2 protein-coding genes are annotated in these 2,235 nt (G+C 40.1%); both read right to left on the reverse strand.

What is annotated here, in order from left to right:
• Nucleotides 1–56 precede the first annotated feature (56 nt).
• Nucleotides 57–854: a type I methionyl aminopeptidase gene (gene map / locus ACLUJM_RS13530; protein WP_005791569.1), complete on the reverse strand. Its 798-nt coding sequence runs from the start codon at nt 852–854 to the stop codon at nt 57–59.
• Between the two features lie 14 nt (nt 855–868).
• Nucleotides 869–2,215 carry a preprotein translocase subunit SecY gene (gene secY, locus ACLUJM_RS13535; RefSeq protein ID WP_005782223.1) on the reverse strand — a complete coding sequence of 449 codons (1,347 nt, stop codon included), beginning with the start codon at nt 2,213–2,215 and terminating at the stop codon, nt 869–871.
• Nucleotides 2,216–2,235 lie beyond the last annotated feature (20 nt).

Genomic DNA, 2,235 nt, shown 5'->3' on the forward strand with positions numbered 1-2,235 from the left:
GACAATGCTTCAACTATAACTCCATCTTGTTCTATTGCAGATTGCTTTGCCATATATTATATCGCTTTATCTCCTAAAACTTCTTCTATGAATTTAAATGATGACAGAATATCAGCCTCGCCTGCACCTACCGCAATGGTATGTTCAAAGTGTGCGGCACATTTCCGATCTCTGGTTCTCACTGTCCATCCGTCACGTTCCATAATAACTTGTCGGTCACCTTGCGTAATCATCGGTTCAATCGCAATGCAAAGACCTTTCTTTAAAAGTGTTCCGTATCCTCTTTTACCATAATTCGGTACCTGAGGGTCTTCGTGCATGTCTTTACCAATACCATGACCGACAAATTCACGCACAACACCATAAGAATGGGACTCACAATATTGCTGAATAGCATATCCGATATCACCGATTCTTTTTCCCTGCACAGCATTTTGAATGCCAATATACAACGCCTCTTTAGTTACCTTCAACAACTGACGAACTTCTTCGTCCACTTCACCAACGCAAAAGGTATAAGCTGAATCACCACAGAAACCATTCATGTAGGTACCACAGTCGACCGATACAATATCACCGTCTTTCAACACGATATCTCCCGGAATGCCATGCACTACCTGTTCATTAACCGATGTGCATAAAGAAGCAGGAAACGGATCTCCATATTGATTGGGAAAACCTTTAAAGGTAGGAACAGCACCATGATCTCTGATAAACTCTTCCGCTACCTTATCCAGCTCTTTAGTGGTAACTCCCGGTTTCACAAGTTTGGCAACTTCAGCCAACGTTCTACCAACAAGTAAGTTACTCTGACGGAGCAGCTCTATTTCATCTTCAGTTTTAAGAAATATCATTTCTACTCAAAGAATTAATATGCAGCTACACTACTACCGGTGCGTCCTTTGATACGACCAGACTTCAACAAACCATCATAATGTCTCATCAACAAATGACTTTCGACTTGTTGCAGTGTATCCAAAACAACACCTACAAGAATTAACAGAGACGTACCACCGAAGAATTGAGCAAACTCAGCCTTCACACCAAAGATACCGGCAAATGCGGGCATGATAGCAATGAAAGCCAAAAAGAAAGAACCCGGCAAAGTAATACGTGACATGATATCATCGATATACTCAGCAGTTTTCTTACCTGGCTTAATTCCCGGAATGAAACCATTATTTCTCTTCATATCCTCAGCCATTTGAGTCGGGTTAATGGTAATCGCAGTATAGAAGTACGTAAATAAGATAATCATTACTGCAAAAACAAAATTATACCAGAAACTCGTATGGTCAGTAAATGCATGAACGAAACCACTCACATTGTTAGTGTTAGAAAAACCAATGAAAGTGATCGGAATAAACATAATTGCCTGGGCAAAAATGATAGGCATTACACCGGCAGCATTCACTTTCAAAGGAATGTACTGTCTTGCACCGCCATACTGTTTATTACCAACGATTCTCTTTGCATACTGTACAGGAATTTTTCTTGTACCTTGTACCAAAAGAATAGCTCCGGCAATTACGATCAGCAGGAATACTATTTCAAATAAGAACATGATCAAACCACCAGTCTTGTCGGTCATACGGGAAATCAACTCCTGGAATAATGACTGCGGAAGACGAGCGATAATACCAATCAAGATAATAAATGAAATACCATTACCAATACCTTTATCTGTGATTCTTTCACCAAGCCACAGGATAAACATACTTCCAGCTGCCAAAATAATGGTAGAAGTAACCATGAACAGAGTCCAATCTAATGAAGCATTTAAGGAAGGTCCAGCCTGCATTTTAAGATTGAGCAAATAAGAAGGGGCCTGAACCAACAAAATAGCAATCGTCAAATAACGAGTATATTGATTCATCTTTCTTCTGCCACTTTCTCCCTCTCGCTGAAGTTTCTGAAAATACGGCACAGCGATTCCCAGCAACTGGATAACGATTGATGCAGAGATATAAGGCATAATTCCTAATGCGAAAATAGATGCATTAGAAAATGCTCCTCCTGAGAACATGTTTAACAAGGCTAAAAGGCCCTCGCTTGTTTGTTGATGCAATTGTGTCAGCATACCCGGGTTGATTCCAGGAAGCACGACGTACGAACCGAAACGGTAAATCGCCACAAACAATATGGTAATGAGGATCCGTTGTCTCAGATCCTCAATTTTCCATATATTCTTTAATGTTTCAATAGCTTTTCTCATTGAATCAGAGTTTTACTACA

The organism is Finegoldia sp. (genome assembly GCF_046991905.1).
GTDB lineage: Bacteria > Bacillota > Clostridia > Tissierellales > Peptoniphilaceae > Finegoldia.